Genomic DNA, 15530 nt, shown 5'->3' on the forward strand with positions numbered 1-15530 from the left:
GCAATCAACATTGTAGCATTACTTCTGCACATTGATTCCTTTATTAATCAATTCTTTAACAACGCCGAACATCATCGCAGAAAAATCCTCTTTGAACTCCTTGCTATCAGAGTAGAGTTTGTATAAATCAAAATTGGTAGTGATGTGTTTTAATAACTCTTCACCAACAATCTTATCGCTTGTAATCCTGGCATTTTGCTCGTCGGAATATTGGATAGAGGTTATCAATTCTTGATTCTTCGCTACGTCATTGGCAATGTTTTCTGCCATTTGGCGCACCTTATCGGCGTCTTCGAACTGGGTTCCGTATCGGTCGTTAAAAGTTTGCAGGATATTCGATAAGCGATCGATCTCTGGCTCGGAATTTCCACCACGCATATCCGTTGGAATAGGCTTTAAATCATCGCCTTGCTCCATAACGATATTCGTTGTAGCTTCTAGCTGCAAACGGTAACTATCCATATCAATATTATCAAGAATACCTTGCGCTAAATCAATAGGCGTATCACCTCCTAATTTATTCTGCAAATGATTGAGATAGATGTACAAACGTTCTAAATACGGATTTTCAAACGGAACAATCTGCGATAGGAAAATATAAAGACGCACATAGGTCTTGACTTTTGCTCTGAAATCGGCTTGTTCATCTTCTGCTAATACATTGCGGAATACCTCTGTGCTATTATCTAAAATTGCATGAAGCTGGTCTACAGGTACATTAGCCAATATATTTTCCGAAAACTCATAAACTTGTTCCTGACTATAAACTTGGAAATTATCCAAAGCATCACGTAGGTCGAAAAGTTTGTTCGGGTCGGTTGCATCGCCTAATATGGTACTTTCAAAATACGGCATAAATGCCTTTTCTATATCTTCTGCTTTATTGGCAAAATCCAAAACAAACGTATCCTTCTTCAATGGATGACTTCTGTTTAATCGGGATAGGGTTTGTACCGCATTCACTCCACCTAATTTCTTATCTACATACATGGTGTGTAACAGTGGCTGGTCAAAACCTGTCTGGTATTTATTAGCCACAATCAAAAAGCGATAATCGCTCTTTTCAAATTCACTAGGAATATTGGCACTTGAAAATCCGTTTAAGCTAGCTTCGGTTTCTCCGTCGATTTCTCCCGAAAAAGCAACAATTGCTTTATAAGGACTGTTGATTTTCAGTAAATAATCATCAAAAGCCTTTTTAAACTTCACAGCATTTGCTCTGGAGCTGGTTACCAGCATTGCCTTAGCCAATCCACCAACCTTTCTTTTCTTAATCACTTCATCAAGAAAATGATCGACGATTAAAAACGTCTTTTTCTTTACAGCATGCTCATGGCTTTCTACATAGTGTTTCAGCTTTTTCTGCGCCTTTAACTTGTCGTATTCCGGATCGTCTTCGATACGTTTCAACAGGGCGTAATAACTTTGGTAGGTAGTGTAGTTTTGCAATACATCCATAATAAAACCTTCTTCAATAGCTTGTTTCATGGAATACAAATGAAACGCCCTGAATTTGGTTTTATCTCCCTCGACATAAGAAACACCAAATAACTCCAATGTTTTATTTTTAGGCGTAGCCGTAAAAGCGAAATAACTGGCATTAGGCAACAGCTTCCTTGATTTGATCAGGTCTGTAATCAAATCCTCTGACGTAATGGTTTCACCATCTTCGGTTTCAGGATCACTTTCCATATCCTCTGTTTTGGCAATAGCTTGATTTAATTTCCGTGCCATTTGCCCGCTCAAACTACTATGAGCTTCGTCAATGATAATCGCAAAATGATGTCCCGGAAGCTCGCCAATTTCTTCGACAATATGTGGGAATTTCTGGATGGTGGTAATAATGATCTTTTTACCTTCTTCCAATGCCTGTTTCAACTGCTTACTGCCTTCGGTGATGGCCTCGACCACGCCGGCCACTTGTTGAAATTGCTTGATATTGCTTCGTATCTGTGCATCCAAAACCCGACGGTCGGTAACCACGATGACCGTATCGAAAATGATATTTTCACCAGATTTATCGTGCAAACCCACCAACTGATGCGCCAACCACGCAATAGAATTGGATTTGCCCGAACCTGCCGAGTGCTGTATTAAATATTTTTGCCCTGCGCCCACATTTTTGGCATCTGCCAGAAGCATACGTACCGCTGCTAACTGGTGATATCGCGGAAAAATTAATTTCTTCTCTTTGCGTGTTCGGATTTTACCTTTGTCGTCTATGTATTCCTTTTCTTCGGTAATGAGTTGACAAAAGCTCTGAATAATATCAGTCAGGCTATTTTTGGTCAAAACTTCTTTCCACAGATAGTCTGTTTTGATGGCTCCATTGGGCGGATTTCCTGCTCCGTTGTTATACCCTTTATTAAAAGGCAAGAAATATGATTTTTCCTTTTTCAACTGCGTACACATCCACACTTCTTCGGTATCGACAGCAAAGTTTACAATTAGTCTACACAAACGGAATAATTCTTCGTTGGGGTCTCGATCTTGTTTATACTGTCTGATGGCGTGTTGCACATTTTGTTTGGTGAGCTCGTTTTTCAACTCAAAAGAAATCACGGGAATACCATTGATGAAAACCACAATATCCAAAGATTTCTTATTGTTGGGCGAAAAATAGACTTGCCGCATCACAGAAAATTGATTGGCGTGGTATAAGGCTTCGGCTTTATTATTGTAACCCGATACCGGTCTGTCGTAAAATAAATGCAGTTTGGTATCGGTAAATCCATCGGTAATTCCTTTACGAAGCACTTCAATCACGCCTTTTGCCTGAATTTGGTCGTTGAGGCGTTTTACGATTTTTTGTTCGTATAGCTCTTTGTGATAGGCTTTAAGTTTAGCAACAGTCTTTGGTTGCGTAGTTTCCAAAAACTGAAACAGCAATTCTTTATCCAAGCAGCTTACATTATCGTAGAGCGTATTGCTACGAAGTACATAGCCATTTTCACTTACTAAAAACTGTGAAATATGAGCTTCTAAACCTTTTTCTGTAGTATCTGTTTGTTTCCCCATTTATTCAAACTTTTTGTTTAAACGCTCAAGTTCATCTGTGATTTCATTAAGCATAATGATACGTCTTTGTCGTGGTAAATTTGGATGAATCCAAAACCTTGATTTATCTTGAAGTTGGGTAGCTAAATCAGGGTCGATTAATCGAGTGCATCGCGCAGCATCATTCCAACAATCTGACAACTCTTGATTTGGTATATAGTCTCCCTCATTATTTCTTAAATAGTCATAAGTTCTTGACCAAGCGAAATGAATAGCACTAATTGCTTCATTAGTTTTCTCCCGCTCTTTTTCTTTATACAATGAGAGCTTTTCTATTATCCATCCTAAAATCTTTATATCTGCAAGAGCACTCATTCCATTTCTTCTGTTTGATAATCTATACTTTCTTCTGCTACCAGCGCTAGTTCTTCTTCCAATTCTTCGTATCCCTCGTCTTCGGTTTCCGTCTCTGGAAATTGGTAGGTACGTACATCGATTTTACCTAATACCGCCTCGGTTATTAAAGCTGTTTTGTATTCTTCAACCAAAGCGATTTCTTTTTCGATGGTGGAAATGGTGGTGTAAATAGTAGATGTCTCCTTAGATATAAATTCCACTATTTTGGTTTGTTCATTAATTGGTGGCACGGGAATTTTGGCATTTTTTAAATCGTAAACACCCAATCCAACTCTTGTAACTCCATTGGATCGAACTTCAAATTGAATATTGATTTCTTTGCACTGCAAAGCTCTAAAAAGGAACTCACCATAAAGCGTTTCATAGGGTCGAAGAACACTCAAATGATAACCACATACCACATTTGTTAATGGCTCTTTTACATAAGCAGGAACGGCAATGTCATTTGCTGTTTCAGAGTCTTTAGTAATAATGACATCACCTTGTAATAATGTGAATTTTTCAATTTGCTCATCTGTGGCTGTAGCCAACATTAAGTCCATTGAATCGGTTATATAGTCGTTTTTATAAACGTTCGTATAATTACATAACCTTACTTGCTTTTCATCTTCATTTGAATGTTTATCTATATTACTCGGAAAACAGTTTGCAACATACTTCAACTTCCTCACTTCCCAATGCTCCGGAATTTCTCCCAACCACTCAATAACGCTGTCTTTCATTTTCACATTAGGGTTTAAACCCTTTGTTACGGCTTGGTTGATAATGGCCGCTTTTTGCTCATTAAGCAATTTAATAAGCTGCTTTTTCTTGAAGATAAAGCGGTTGATTTTAGCTGCTTTGTAATCTAAGAAACGGACAATAGCGGTTTGTTCAGTTTGTTCAGGAATTGGTAATTTTAAGGAACGTAAATCTTCTCTTGAAATTTTGAGCCTTAATGTATTGTACTTTCCGTCTCCTCTATCAATCGCAATCAAGCCCTTTCCTAAGCTAAATAGAACTCCTTGAATAGTTTTACATTTAAAAAGATATTCATAAAATTTGGAAGCGGAAGGATTATTATCTTGACTATAATAGGTATAATAAACAGGACTAACACAACCAAAATACTTTGAAACTCCGACAGCTCCAACGATCATATTCATGCTATTAAATACAAGATCATTTTTATACGCCAATTTATATTGGGTAAAATCATCTTTGAAACGATCAAGATTTGTTGTTTTTTCGGAATATAGAGTTACACCTTTATCAATAGACAAAGAAAGCCGTTCTGTACTTTTGATAGGATCATTTTTTTCATTACGTTCCTTGAGGATATTTTTAAATGAAATAACTTCCCAATTTTCAGGAATTTCTTTAAGCCAAGAAAGCCCTGCATTTTTGTATCTTGTATAAGGTTTATATAATGCCATTAATCCACAATTTCTTTTAACAAACCTTCCGTTTCTTGTTCCAATTTAAAAATATCCCCAGCAATATCTTCCAAAGATCGTAATGGCTGATATTGATAAAAATATTTATTGAAAGCAATTTCATAGCCTACTTTCATCTTGGTTTTATCATACCAAGCTTCAGGAGCAAAAGACAAGACTTCCGTTTTAAAATAGTCAGCAATGCTTTCCTTCATAGGCACATTTTCAATATCCTTTAAACTACTATCGCTTTTTGGATTACCTTTTTTATCGGTAATCGTTTTCCCGATTTCATCCTTTTCAGGCTGATGTACAGTGATTTGATAAAAACCAAAATCTTCGTTATCAAATATCTTGCTGTATTCGTTTTCTTCAAAATCAAAATAAAGATTCTGAATTTTTTGAATATGTTCAGTTGCTAGTTCAACTCGCTTGTTTCCTAAGCTTTTTCGCATCTTACGACAAAAGCTCTCCGAAGAAGCATTAATCAATTGCACTTTACCTTTTCTCTTTTCCTCTTTTACATTACTCAACAACCATACATAGGTCGCAATACCTGTATTATAGAATATATCATTCGGCAATTGAATAATACATTCCAACAAATCATTTTCTATAATATATTGACGTATACCGCTTTCGCTACTCCCTGCATCACCCGTAAAAAGAGCAGAACCATTGTGTACCGAAGCTATACGGCTGCCACCATCTTTTGGGTCTTTCATTTTTGAAAGCATGTGCAACATAAACATCAATTGCCCGTCGTTGCTGCGGGATGTCAAACATTTTTCTTCCAACTCGCCTTTAAAATTTTTGATTTTTAGGTTAAAGCGGCGATCCTTTATCTCGATTTTTTTACCAGTTCCTACGTTTAGATTATCAATATCTTGTTTCCACGATGTTCCATACGGCGGATTGGTCAACATAAAGTTGAACTTCAAATCAGGATCAAAACCATATTCACTCAGGGTTGAACCAAACTTAATTTTATCGGGGTCTTCGTTTTTAAGCAACATATCCGATTTACAGGTAGCATACATCTCGCCGGTATTTTCCTGCCCGTACAAGTGGAAGGAGGCTTTGGATTTTATTTCGCCCTCAGGGTTTGTAGCAAAGTGCTTAGATTGTGTAAGCATGGCGCCTGAACCCGCACACGGATCGTAAACCAAGAATGTTCCTTGCTGAATTTTATCTTTAACCGGAAGATACACCAAGTGCGTCATGAGTTCGATAATTTCTCTTGGTGTAAAATGTCGCCCAGCAGCAGCATTTGTTTTTTCATTGAACCTACGGATCAAGTCCTCAAACATGTATCCCATTGCCATAGGCGAAATCTTGTCGGGACTTAGCTCTACTTTAGGATTGCAAAACTTCTCTATTAAGGAGAAGGTGATATTTGTTCGCTCAAATGTCTCTAATTGGTGACGAAACTTAAACTTTGAAATAATGTCCTGTACATTTTCTGAAAAGCCATTGAGATAATCCAAGAAATTGGCATCAATGTTCCGAGGATCGTCTAACAACTTTTTCATGGTATATGGTGACGTATTATAAAACGCTAGCCCAGAACCATGTTGAGCGGAGGTCAACAGTCCTGATAGATTGTCTAGTTTTCCTCTAAACTCATTATAAGTTTTTAGAACTGTTTCTTTGGTTGGCTCTAACGCCAAATCTAATCTTCGTAGAACAGTCATTGGCAGTATCACATCTTGATACTGATTTTCCAAGTATTTATTAATCAATACATCATCTGCAACTGTCCAAATAAAATTGATAATGGGTTGCAAGCTCTGTTTATCTAAGCTCATATTGTTTTTTCTTATTATTTAAGGTCTGTACCACTATTGGCACACTAATAGGTATTATTTATGATTAATAAAACCTTTCTGCCAAATTTAATGAATAAAAGTATTCAAAAGATACTCATTTGGTGCAAAGCACAAGCTTTTTCACCCAAACGACGTTTTGTTGCTTTTTTCTTTGATTGCTGATGTGGAAGACAGTACCCCAAAACATTGGAGTCCTAATATTCCATATAAAAGATTGAGAACCTTTATATGGAATGTATTAAAAGGAAATCCTTTAGTTGCAGATTACTTATGCTTTACAATGTGTATGTAAATACAAAAAATATTCCCCAACTTCGTCCTGTCTCATGAAAAAAGCTCAATACTAATCGTAAAATTTGGAAAGGCATATTGGCTTCATTTTAAACCTTTAGTATTATGAGACACCTATTACACAAAATCGTCTCCGACATACAGAAACAGGAACGTAAGTTTTCTGTGGAGGCTTCAAGCTTTATAGACGAAGCTTACAAGATGACGGTATACCTTAAAGAACTTCTCGGAGACGTTAAAGAAGATATAATAAACGAGGGATTTACTACAAAGGAAGACGAAATTCTCTTCTTTAAGCAGATAAAACCAACTGTTCTGGGCAAACTCATCTATTACAACAAGGTATTCAGGATTGAAACTGCATGCCCTGCAAGTAGTGGGAATATCTACGAAGGCTATTTTGCTATGCACCTGCGTGAGTTCAAAAAGGAATATACGGAGCATGTCTGCAATTCCGATTTTTACCGCTACTACCGTTCCGGCAGAACTGACCGTGACGAGCAATATTTTACACTTGGCAACATCAACTGCTATGATGGATTAAACAGCTTCGTGTTTGAAATCGACACCAAATTTTCGACCTACTTTGATTATAAAGTGGCGAAAATCATAGCAAACGAATTAATCTACAACTATCTGACAACCAAACTAAGCCCCGAACAAAATCCCGATGTTCTTCTCCAACACGAGGAAACAAAAGACTTCTTTTGGACACAGACAAAAAATGCCCTTATCGAATTGATTTATGCCCTCTATGCCAGCGATGCCATTTCGCACGGGAAAATAGGCATCCGCAAAATCAGCATGGTATTTCAAATCCTGTTCCGTGTTTCGCTGAACGACATTCATAATAGCTTCCACCGAATGAAAACCCGTGCAGGTTCACGGACACTGTTTTTAGACCAACTAAAACAAAGTTTAGAAGAATATATGGACAGGGAAGACAACCTGTAATTTTCATCTTTTCCTACCAATAATAGGATAGTATCAATCGATGCTGTCCTTTTTTTGTGCATTTGCCGATATGTGTCTATCGGCAAATGGGTCGTATGGCGCAGCGAGCCATTGACCAAAAGCGCAGAAATACCCTAAAAACAGCACTTTACACGAATTGTAAAAAAATGAAAAAAGTGCCTTTTTGATACATACGTATCGGACGACAGCCTGCGCCAATCGCTCCAATTTTGTGATGTAGAAATCATTAAAAAGTTATTGTTATGAACATCGACAGAATGGAATTTATCGCATGGATGGAACGTATTATGGAACGCTTCGACATAATGAAAGAATACGTCCTCAACATCAAGAGAGAACGCCAAAGTATAGATGGCGAAGAATTACTGGACAATCAGGATATCCTACAAATGCTCAAAATAAGCCATCGCTCCCTGCAACGCTACCGCTCCACGGGCAAGTTGCCGTATTACACCATCAGCGGAAAGCTGTATTACAAATTATCGGACGTACACCAGTTCATAAGGGAAAGTTTTAATGCACCTATAAGGCGCACTAAAGACAATCCAGGACAAAGACCGCCGTCCAAGGATGGATAATTAAATGGGGTATGCACGAGGATTACTTTCGGACAATGTAAACTTTAAATAATCAATATCATGAGCGAACAAGCAATCGAAAATACACAGCAATATCCCGAACAGCTTTCGGATGTGCTGTTGGTGATGGACAAGGAAAAAAAGAAAATTCAAGCCGTCTCGGGCGTTGACGAAAACGGTAATCTGAAAACCGTTGATGCCACCAAGAAAAACCAAAGCCAATTCATGCGAGTGGACAGAGCCGGAGACGTGTTTACAAATTTCTTCTCTAACTTTTGGCGACAGCTAAAAGACCCGACCCACTTTTCATTCTTTAAAGTGCCTGAAAAGGAAGCGGTCGAAACTGCCAAACAGATACAGAAACAGTTCGATACCCCGACCAAAGAGGGCGAAGCCGTCTTGGCAAAGCATGAGGTCAAAGAGCCAAAGGAACAAATACAGGAAAACAAAAAGGATGTGGAAGCCCCACAGGCAACACCCGAAACGAAGGAAACACAGGGAAAAAACGATTACCGCTATAAAGCGGAAGAAGTGGACTGGAATTATTTAGCGCAATTTGGGATAAGCAAAGAGAGGCTTGAAAAAGACGGACAGATGGATTTGCTATTGAAAGGCTATAAAACCAATAAGGTCTATCCCACAAGTGTCAATTTCGGTGCGGTCATCATGCGCACGGAAGCAAGGCTTGGTTTCCAAGACGGCGAAAACGGGAAACCTGTACTTGTCATGTACGGTGTCCGCCATGAGCCGAACCTCAAAGCCCCTTTCTTTGGTCACGAGTTTACCAAAGAGGACAGGGAAAACCTGCTAAAAACCGGAAACATGGGGCGTGTGGTGGAATTGACCAACCGCAAAACGGGTGAAAAGATACCGTCCATTATCAGTATCGACCATCTAACAAACGAGGTCATTGCGTTTAGGCAGGACAGGATAAAAGTACCCGATGAGATTAAGGGCGTAAAACTGACCGAAGACCAAAAACAGGATTTGAAAGACGGGAAAGCCATCTATTTGGAGGGATTGGATTTTAAGAACAGTGCGAACAAAAATGCCTATGTACAGTTCAACGCCGACAAAAAATATCCAGAATACCTTTTTGGTGACAAAGCACCCAAGCAAACACAAGAGCAAGACTCGAAATACTACCGTGGTAAGACGTTTACCGATGAACAGTACAAACAGCTCGCGGAGGGTAAAACTATTTATGTGTCGGATTTGAAAGACGGAAAAGGACAGCCGTACAAAGGGTATGTTACGCTGAACAAAGAAACAGGAAAATATGATTTCAGCTTTAGAAATCCCAATGCACTGAAAAACAAGGCACAGCCTGCCGAGGCTCACAAAACACAGGTCGCCGTCAACTCCGAGGGAAAGACCAACGAGGCAACCAAGAACATCCGAGAGCCTTTGAAACCGGAACAACAAACGCCGAAAAACAAACCCCAACAGCAACGGCAGAATGAGCCTAACGCTCCGGCTAAATCCAAAGGGGTGAGAAGATAACACTATAAAAAACATTTTTCTTTGGAAATCCCCTCTCACAAAAAACGGAGGGGTTTCTCAAAGAGAAATGTCCAACACTTAATCCATTAGCATTATGAAAGCAATCATTGCAGAAAAGCCAAGTGTGGCGAGAGAAATAGCTACCCTTTTGGGAGCGACTGAAAAACGGGATGGCTACCTCGCAGGGAACGGCTATGAAGTTACGTGGGCATTGGGGCATTTGGTCGGACTGGCGATGCCCGAAGATTACGGCGTGTCGGGCTTCCAACGTGAAGCCCTGCCCATATTGCCCGACCCTTTCTTACTGACGGTACGAAAGATTAAAAAGGACAAAAGCTATGTTCCCGATAGCGGAGCATTGAAACAGTTGAAAATCATCGAACAGGTCATCGGTAGATGCGATAGTATTATCGTGGCCACCGATGCCGGACGTGAGGGAGAACTCATATTTAGGTACATTTACGAGTACCTAAAATGCCGTAAACCCTTTGAACGTCTATGGATAAGCTCGCTCACAGAAAAAGCGATTAAACAGGGCTTTGACAGCCTAAAAGCCGGAAGCGATTTTGACGGACTGTACAGAGCCGGACAAGGACGAAGCAGAGCCGATTGGCTTGTGGGTATCAATGCCTCGCAGGCGTTGAGCATTTCGGCAGGTCGTGGCGTGTACTCGCTCGGACGGGTGCAAACGCCAACGCTTGCCCTTGTCTGCAAGCGGTATTTGGAAAACAGGGATTTTGCCATCAAAAAATACTTTCAAATCCAGTTGGAACACCGCAAAGGTTTTGTGGACTTTAAGAGCCTTTCCAAGACCAAGTGGGATGAGAGAAAACTTGCTGACGATACGCTTAAATCCGTTCAACGTGCCGGAACGGCTACCGTTACGGCAGTCGAGAGCAAAACGGTCACGGAGCAACCGCCTTTGCTGTTCGACCTAACGGGATTACAGAAAGAAGCAAACAAAAGAGCATCCTATACCGCCGAGGAAACATTGAACATTGCCCAAAGCCTATACGAAAAGAAGTTTATCACCTACCCACGCACAGGGAGCAAATACATACCCGAAGATATGTGGTCAGAAATCCCTGCACTGGTACGGAGTTTGGAGGCAAGGGCTTCGTGCAAAAAGGCGGTCGGGAAAGTAAAATGGGGGCGTTTCAATAAACGTATCGTGAACGATGTAAAAGTGACCGACCACCACGGTCTGTTGATTACCGAAAAAATCCCGTCCGAACTGTCCGCACACGAAAACGTTATATATGACATGATTGCACACCGATTACTGGAAGCCCTTTCGCCTGCCTGTACCAAAGAAATAACCGACATCGGTTTGGAGGCTTTTCATCAAGATTTTTCGTTGAAAGGGCATAAAATCATCGAAGCCGGATGGCGTGGCATCAAAGAAAAGTTTACCGAGGACGACAGCGAACCTGTACAGGAACTGCCGGAATTAAACGTTGGCGATGAACTGAAAATCAAAGAGGCTTCGGTACTGGAAAAGAAAACCAAACCACCTGTACTTTACACCGAGGCAGATCTGTTGTCCGCAATGGAAAATGCAGGAAAGGAAGTAGAAAACGAGGACGAACGCCAAGCTCTTAAAGACATCGGTATCGGCACTCCTGCCACAAGAGCCTCCATTATAGAAACGCTTTTTAGACGGGATTATATACGGCGAGAAAAGAAATCGCTTATCCCTACCGATAAGGGATTACAGGTTTACGGGGCTGTAAAGGATAGGAAGATTGCCGATGTAGCCATGACAGCCGAATGGGAAATGGCGTTGCAGAAAATCGAGAGCAACGAGGCAGATGCAGATGCTTTTCACAGCGATATGGAAGCCTACGCCACTTCCATTACACGGGAAATTTTGGACATGACCATTGCCAAAGAAAAGCAACCCGAACTGACCTGCCCACAATGCAAGAGCCAACAGCTATTGGTATGGAACAAGGTTGTAAAATGCCCCGATGAGGGGTGCGGTTGGCTTCAATTCCGCACGGTGTGCGGAGTGCTGTTAAGCACTGCCGATATAGAAAGCCTTGTGACCAATGGAAAAACCAAACTTATCAAAGGCATGAAAAGTAAGTCGGGCAATAAATTCGATGCCTATATCGTCATGGACGATACAGGCAAAGTGTCCTTTGAATTTGAAAAACGGAAGTCGAAAAGGAAATAAACCCCAATGTTTCTGAACGGCATATAGCGTGAGGGATAGAAGCGACATCCTTTTGTGGTCCTTGCAGATCCACAAAAGATATAGCGGATAGCCCGACCCGTCTGCATTATCGTTACTACCAATCGTACAGTAGCGAAATGCAGTCGGTGTCACGCCCAAATCTTATATTCCGTCCTGCTCGTCCATTTTCTTGATAAGCGTTTCCCGAAGTGTATCAAGGAATTTTGTTTGGTTCATCTTCCTGCTTCTCAATTCCAAATACGTTTGGTAGAAGTTACCCAAATTGACGTTAAAGGCATCCTCAAAATACTTCGCTATTAGCCTTATATCGGGGTTCCCATTATCAAAGACACCTTGATAATGCAGGGAATAAATCAATTCGATTATTGCTACCTTACTACCTGTCCAGTTGAGTTTTTTAGAGGCTTTAGGCTTACCCTCTTGGTCTTTATTGTACAACTGGTCTTCGATATAGTCCTGTACCAAATCATTGCCTATTATCTTGGCGACCTTGTAATCATGCGAGGTGGAAAATGTTAGGTCTGACTGAAAATATCCCGTGTCCAAGCACAGCTTTATATCGTGGTTGCCCCGTACAAAAAGTTTCTCATCAAGAGAAGTGTTATTGGTGCGGTAGTATTTGTAAAAGTCGAGGTTGTTGTCAAAGTACCGTTTAAGTTTTTTCAACTCTCTGTTGAGGTATTTTTTTAAGGGTTTTGCTCCATGAGGTTTCTTGGTTTCTATTTTATAAATAGCATTGTAATAAACCAGTTTGGCAACAATTATAGGTTTTTGGTGTCTGAAAAAGTGGATTTCTGCTTCTTTGTTCTTAAATCCTTTTTCCAAGATATATTCCCTTAATTCGGATAGGCATTCTAAAATAAGGTTTATAACAGCTTCAATCCGCTGTATGGAGTAATCAGCTTCAATCTCTAATTCGTTGATTGCCGTTTCCAGCTTATGAGACGTTTCTCTAAAATAATTATTCATATTCTATTAATTATTGTCTGTTGTAGATAAAAAAGGTAAAGAATTGATTTTATCAATTCTTTCGTAAAAAAGTCAAGACGGATAATTTCCGTCTTGACCCGTTAAAATTTATCAGATTACACCTAATTGAACTTTTGCCCCAATAATATGATTTTCGTTATTGGTTTCTAATGCGAAGTAACCATATGACAAGGCTGATGCAGAAGCTCTTTCTATAACTTGCTCATAAATTTTATCCCAAGTTTTACCACCTTGATTTTCATATTCTGTGATTAGGTTTCGCAGACTTGCTTCTCCGAAAATAGCTACATGTCCAGAAAAATCAATTGCAGGGTCTCCTAAGTGGGCTGTTGACCAGTCAATAATGCCGGCAACAACACCATCTTGCGAAGTAAGCACATGTCCGGCATATAAATCACCGTGAACAAACTGTGTGAAATTTGGCCATAGTTTATCATCATCTAACCATTTTCTATAGCGTAATTCAAGCTTAGAGCTTATTCCTAATTCTGATTTTACAGTTTGTAATTGATTAGCTATCTCTGGTCTTAAGTCAGATGGCTTCATTATCTTCAGATGATTTTTTCTTACTTCTTCTTTTGGAATAGCATGTAATTGTACTAACGCTTTTGCTAACGATATAATGTATTTTGGGCTATCTTTATCCATGTTCCAAATCATATTATGGCTTTCTGTATCAACTGTAAGTGCAGGTTCTTCCTCAATTAGGGGATAGGCAATTAAGTGTGGTGATATAATCTTCCAATCGGGAACCTTTAGGAACAGGTGTTTTTTTACAAGCTGTAAAATTCTTTTTTCCTTATCAATTTGTTCACTCATATCACCACGACGAGGGATACGAAGTACCCATCTTTGACCCTTGATGTCAATGGCATAACCTACCCTAAAGTCGACACCCATTTCATTAAATTTTATATTTTCTGTTAGAAATAATCCCTGCTCATTGGCAAGTTTTTGAATATCTTTGATTGTCATTTTATTTTTTGTTTTTGTATCTATCCTGTCTAAAATGGTATAGATTATTATAAGTAAGTTCTACTTTATTAATTATGATATTGTATTGTTATATAATGTCACTTTTTCCGGCTTAGCTATTTAGATTTACCAATTTTCATCAGTACTGGAGATAAAAAGGAAACTATTCCAATTAATATTGTTATAGAACCCGAGAGTAAAAACGAATTCGAAATTCCAATTTCTTCAGCTAATGCACCTGTAAATAACAAACCTATAACCGATGGCAACACAGCTAAACTGTAGTATATAGAAAACACACGTCCCAACATGTTCGAAACAACTTCCAATTGTATTATCGTAGTAAATGATGCAGAAAATATCGACAGCGCAATACCACCCAATATGGTTAATACAGCATATCCTATAAACCATGTTGATGGTATCAATCCACATAGCAAAAAGGAAGTTCCTAATAATACATGCATAGTATTAACCAAGGTGATTTTTTTAGTTTTTATTCTGAAAAAACCTAAAGCTGTTCCTCCTAATAGCATTCCTACAGACCAAGCAATTTCAATCACACTCATTTCCCATTTACCCCCATTGTAATACTCAGTTGTTAATAGTGGGAACATAATTGCAGTTGGCATAATGAAAAATGTGACCATAATTGCATATAAGAAAAGTAGTGTCAAACCTTTATTCGTTAGCACGTTATTTAAACCATCTTTCAAATCCTTGATAACATAGCAAATTGAAAGTTTCGCTTCAGTTTTGATATGAGGAATATGAACAAACACTAAAGACACAATGGCGATAATTGCTCCAATTATATCTAAATACAATACGGTGGAGATAGGCATATAAGTAATAGCTAAAGTTCCCACTGCCGGACCAACTATTCCACTCACTGACTGTAACATTTGATTAATTCCTGCGACCCTAATTAGTTCTTTTTTGGGTACCAGAAGTGGAGCGACAGTTTGCATTGCAGGAGAATGGAAAGCATTTCCAATAGAACGTAAACCCAGCATCAAATAAATCCAGTTAAGATTGATTGTATCGTTTTGTAGGAGAAAACTTATAACTAATGCACATAATGCCAAAAAAATATCAGACACTATTAAGACTTTTTTACGGTTCCATCTGTCGATAAAAACACCCGCAAAAGTTCCTATTATAGCTTGTGGAAGCATACCCGATATTCCTGCAAAAGCCAAGACTTCCGCCGACCTATGTTCTAAACTCAACCAAATAATAATTGCAAATTGAACGGCATAGCTGGTCAACATAGATATAAATTGCCCAGACCATATAAATACATAGGTCTGCACCCATTTTCTATTTTCCATGAAAATTTAATGAAATTGTTATACAA

The 15530-nt window shown here is 39.2% G+C and carries 11 protein-coding genes; 4 read left to right on the forward strand and 7 right to left on the reverse strand.

The features are described 5' to 3' along the window. Positions 1–18 precede the first annotated feature (18 nt). Genes HX004_RS06530 through HX004_RS06545 form a run of 4 tightly spaced genes read right to left on the reverse strand, consistent with a single transcriptional unit; the run spans position 19 to position 6637 of the window. A complete protein-coding gene (locus HX004_RS06530) occupies positions 19–3018 on the reverse strand; it encodes a type I restriction endonuclease subunit R (protein ID WP_286441548.1) in 3000 nt (999 codons plus the stop codon). Next, on the reverse strand, positions 3019–3372 hold the full coding sequence (locus HX004_RS06535; protein WP_286441549.1) for a hypothetical protein: 354 nt from the start codon (positions 3370–3372) through the stop codon (positions 3019–3021). It abuts the gene before it with no gap. Further along, entirely contained in the window at positions 3369–4829 is a 1461-nt protein-coding gene (locus HX004_RS06540; RefSeq protein WP_286441550.1) for a restriction endonuclease subunit S, read from the reverse strand. Before HX004_RS06540 ends, HX004_RS06535 begins: the two co-directional genes overlap by 4 nt. Continuing rightward, positions 4829–6637, reverse strand: coding sequence for a type I restriction-modification system subunit M (locus tag HX004_RS06545; RefSeq protein WP_286441551.1), 1809 nt, complete (start codon positions 6635–6637; stop codon positions 4829–4831). Before HX004_RS06545 ends, HX004_RS06540 begins: the two co-directional genes overlap by 1 nt. 417 nt (positions 6638–7054) lie before the next feature. On the opposite strand from HX004_RS06545, the gene HX004_RS06550 reads away from it, so the two are divergent. The 4 genes from HX004_RS06550 (at position 7055) to HX004_RS06565 (ending at position 12184) form a co-directional block, all read left to right on the forward strand. Beyond that, positions 7055–7903 (forward strand): RteC domain-containing protein, encoded by an 849-nt coding sequence (locus tag HX004_RS06550; RefSeq protein ID WP_286441552.1) that lies wholly within the window; start codon positions 7055–7057, stop codon positions 7901–7903. Positions 7904–8166: 263 nt separating this feature from the next. Further along, the gene (locus tag HX004_RS06555; RefSeq protein ID WP_149347399.1) at positions 8167–8502 is read left to right on the forward strand and encodes a helix-turn-helix domain-containing protein; all 336 of its coding nucleotides are present in this window, start codon (positions 8167–8169) and stop codon (positions 8500–8502) included. Between the two features lie 60 nt (positions 8503–8562). Beyond that, on the forward strand, positions 8563–10005 hold the full coding sequence (locus tag HX004_RS06560; protein ID WP_286441553.1) for a DUF3945 domain-containing protein: 1443 nt from the start codon (positions 8563–8565) through the stop codon (positions 10003–10005). Positions 10006–10099: 94 nt separating this feature from the next. Continuing rightward, positions 10100–12184, forward strand: a complete 2085-nt coding sequence (locus tag HX004_RS06565; RefSeq protein ID WP_286441554.1) for a type IA DNA topoisomerase — start codon at positions 10100–10102, stop codon at positions 12182–12184. A 162-nt stretch (positions 12185–12346) separates the two neighbouring features. Here HX004_RS06565 and HX004_RS06570 read toward each other — a convergent pair whose 3' ends face one another. The 3 genes from HX004_RS06570 to HX004_RS06580 all read right to left on the reverse strand — a co-directional run bounded on the left by HX004_RS06570 (position 12347) and on the right by HX004_RS06580 (position 15504). After that, positions 12347–13174: an RteC domain-containing protein gene (locus HX004_RS06570; RefSeq protein WP_286441555.1), complete on the reverse strand. Its 828-nt coding sequence runs from the start codon at positions 13172–13174 to the stop codon at positions 12347–12349. 111 nt (positions 13175–13285) lie between these two features. Further along, a complete protein-coding gene (gene mph / locus HX004_RS06575; protein ID WP_286441556.1) occupies positions 13286–14170 on the reverse strand; it encodes an Mph(E)/Mph(G) family macrolide 2'-phosphotransferase in 885 nt (294 codons plus the stop codon). A gap of 116 nt (positions 14171–14286) precedes the next feature. Then, positions 14287–15504, reverse strand: a complete 1218-nt coding sequence (locus HX004_RS06580) for an MFS transporter (RefSeq protein WP_286441557.1) — start codon at positions 15502–15504, stop codon at positions 14287–14289. Positions 15505–15530 lie beyond the last annotated feature (26 nt).

Origin of the sequence: Myroides sp. 1354 (assembly GCF_030324495.1) — a bacterium.
Lineage (GTDB): Bacteria > Bacteroidota > Bacteroidia > Flavobacteriales > Flavobacteriaceae > Flavobacterium.

Coding starts and splice junctions, on each gene's coding strand:
- HX004_RS06565 (WP_286441554.1), top strand. CDS start 10,100: ATGAAAGCAATCATTGCAGAAAAGCCAAGTGTGGCGAGAGAAATAGCT.
- HX004_RS06555 (WP_149347399.1), top strand. CDS start 8,167: ATGAACATCGACAGAATGGAATTTATCGCATGGATGGAACGTATTATG.
- HX004_RS06550 (WP_286441552.1), top strand. CDS start 7,055: ATGAGACACCTATTACACAAAATCGTCTCCGACATACAGAAACAGGAA.
- mph (WP_286441556.1), bottom strand. CDS start 14,170: ATGACAATCAAAGATATTCAAAAACTTGCCAATGAGCAGGGATTATTT.
- HX004_RS06540 (WP_286441550.1), bottom strand. CDS start 4,829: ATGGCATTATATAAACCTTATACAAGATACAAAAATGCAGGGCTTTCT.
- HX004_RS06580 (WP_286441557.1), bottom strand. CDS start 15,504: ATGGAAAATAGAAAATGGGTGCAGACCTATGTATTTATATGGTCTGGG.
- HX004_RS06570 (WP_286441555.1), bottom strand. CDS start 13,174: ATGAATAATTATTTTAGAGAAACGTCTCATAAGCTGGAAACGGCAATC.
- HX004_RS06560 (WP_286441553.1), top strand. CDS start 8,563: ATGAGCGAACAAGCAATCGAAAATACACAGCAATATCCCGAACAGCTT.
- HX004_RS06545 (WP_286441551.1), bottom strand. CDS start 6,637: ATGAGCTTAGATAAACAGAGCTTGCAACCCATTATCAATTTTATTTGG.
- HX004_RS06530 (WP_286441548.1), bottom strand. CDS start 3,018: ATGGGGAAACAAACAGATACTACAGAAAAAGGTTTAGAAGCTCATATT.
- HX004_RS06535 (WP_286441549.1), bottom strand. CDS start 3,372: ATGAGTGCTCTTGCAGATATAAAGATTTTAGGATGGATAATAGAAAAG.